This window comes from Actinoplanes aureus, from assembly GCF_015704865.1.
GTDB lineage: Bacteria > Actinomycetota > Actinomycetes > Mycobacteriales > Micromonosporaceae > Actinoplanes > Actinoplanes aureus.
The window spans coordinates 1-2440 of sequence record NZ_JADQTO010000080.1; the positions used below are offsets into that span (position 1 = coordinate 1).

General features: G+C 56.6%; 1 rRNA gene. It reads right to left on the reverse strand.

Features of this window, described 5'->3' with window-relative positions:
* Nucleotides 1-66: 66 nt before the first annotated feature.
* Nucleotides 67-2440 (reverse strand): 23S ribosomal RNA (locus I4J89_RS48955); the annotation flags it as partial.

A 2440-nucleotide genomic window follows, 5' to 3' on the forward strand; every position in this document is an offset into this window, starting at 1 on the left:
CCCAGGATCGGGGGTGGTTGTTCGTTTGCTGTGAATCACACAGTGGACGCAAGCATAAAGTTTAAGATGGTTAAGCCCTCGGCCTATTAGTACCGGTCAACTCAACACGTTACCGTGCTTACATTTCCGGCCTATCAACCCAGTCGTCTAGCTGGGGGCCTTACCCACTCAAGGTGGTGGGATACCTCATCTCGAAGCAGGCTTCCCGCTTAGATGCTTTCAGCGGTTATCCCTTCCGAACGTAGCCAACCAGCCGTGCCCTTGGCAGAACAACTGGCACACCAGAGGTTCGTCCGTCCCGGTCCTCTCGTACTAGGGACAGCCCTTCTCAAGTATCCAACGCGCACGGCGGATAGGGACCGAACTGTCTCACGACGTTCTAAACCCAGCTCGCGTACCGCTTTAATGGGCGAACAGCCCAACCCTTGGGACCTGCTACAGCCCCAGGATGCGACGAGCCGACATCGAGGTGCCAAACCATCCCGTCGATATGGACTCTTGGGGAAGATCAGCCTGTTATCCCCGGGGTACCTTTTATCCGTTGAGCGACACCGCTTCCACACGCAAGTGCCGGATCACTAGTCCCGACTTTCGTCCCTGCTCGACCCGTCAGTCTCACAGTCAAGCTCCCTTGTGCACTTACACTCAACACCTGATTGCCAACCAGGCTGAGGGAACCTTTGGGCGCCTCCGTTACCCTTTAGGAGGCAACCGCCCCAGTTAAACTACCCACCAGACACTGTCCCTCGACCCGATCAGGGCCGCAAGTTAGATACCCAAACCCAACAGAGTGGTATTTCAACAGCGCCTCCACCCGAACTGGCGTCCGAGCTTCACCGGCTCCCACCTATCCTACACAATTAAATTCAGATACCAATGTCAAGCTATAGTAAAGGTCCCGGGGTCTTTCCGTCCTGCCGCGCGTAACGAGCATCTTTACTCGTACTGCAATTTCGCCGGGCCTGTGGTTGAGACAGTGGGGAAGTCGTTACGCCATTCGTGCAGGTCGGAACTTACCCGACAAGGAATTTCGCTACCTTAGGATGGTTATAGTTACCACCGCCGTTTACTGGCGCTTAAGTTCTCCGCTTCGCCCCGAAGAGCTAACAGGTCCCCTTAACGTTCCAGCACCGGGCAGGCGTCAGTCCATATACATCGTCTTACGACTTGGCATGGACCTGTGTTTTTAGTAAACAGTCGCTTCCCCCTGCTCTCTGCGGCCATACCACGCTCCACCCGCAAAGGGGCTTCACGCGTCCGGCCCCCCTTCTCCCTAAGTTACGGGGGCAATTTGCCGAGTTCCTTAACCACAGTTCACCCGTCGCCTTAGTATTCTCTACCTGACCACCTGTGTCGGTTTCGGGTACGGGCCGCTCGGAACATCGCTAGAGGCTTTTCTCGGCAGCATAGGATCACTGACTTCACCAGAACGGCTCGGCATCACGTCTCAGCCTATGAGTGGTGCGGATTTGCCTACACCACGGCCTACACGCTTACCCCGGCACAACCACCGGCCGGGATCAGCTACCTTCCTGCGTCACCCCATCACTAAACTACTACCCGTGAAGGTCCTGGCCGCCGCCGGCTCAGACCGAAGTCCTCACCAGTTTTGGGCAGTTAGTACCACGAGGTTCGTCTTGGGCGTTCCTTCGCGGGTACGGGAATATCAACCCGTTATCCATCGACTACGCCTCTCGGCCTCGCCTTAGGCCCCGACTCACCCAGGGCGGATTAGCCTGGCCCTGGAACCCTTGGTCATCCGGCGGAAGGGGTTCTCACCCTTCATTCGCTACTCATGCCTGCATTCTCACTCGTATGGCGTCCACGGCTGGATCACTCCGCCGCTTCACCCGCCATACGACGCTCCCCTACCCATCCACACACCTGCACCAGCCGATCAAGTCGACAAGCGAAGTAAAGTGTGAATGCCACAGCTTCGGCGGTGTGCTTGAGCCCCGCTACATTGTCGGCGCGGAACCACTTGACCAGTGAGCTATTACGCACTCTTTAAAGGGTGGCTGCTTCTAAGCCAACCTCCTGGTTGTCCATGCGATCCCACATCCTTTTCCACTTAGCACACGCTTAGGGGCCTTAGCTGGCGATCTGGGCTGTTTCCCTCTCGACTACGAAGCTTATCCCCCGCAGTCTCACTGCCGCGCTCTCACTTACCGGCATTCGGAGTTTGGCTGATTTCAGTAAGCTTGTAGGCCCCCTAGACCATCCAGTGCTCTACCTCCGGCAAGAAACACACGACGCTGCACCTAAATGCATTTCGGGGAGAACCAGCTATCACGGAGTTTGATTGGCCTTTCACCCCTAACCACAGGTCATCCCCCAACTTTTCAACGTTGGTGGGTTCGGTCCTCCACGCAGTCTTACCCACGCTTCAACCTGCCCATGGCTAGATCACCCCGCTTCGGGTCTAGAACATGCGACTAAA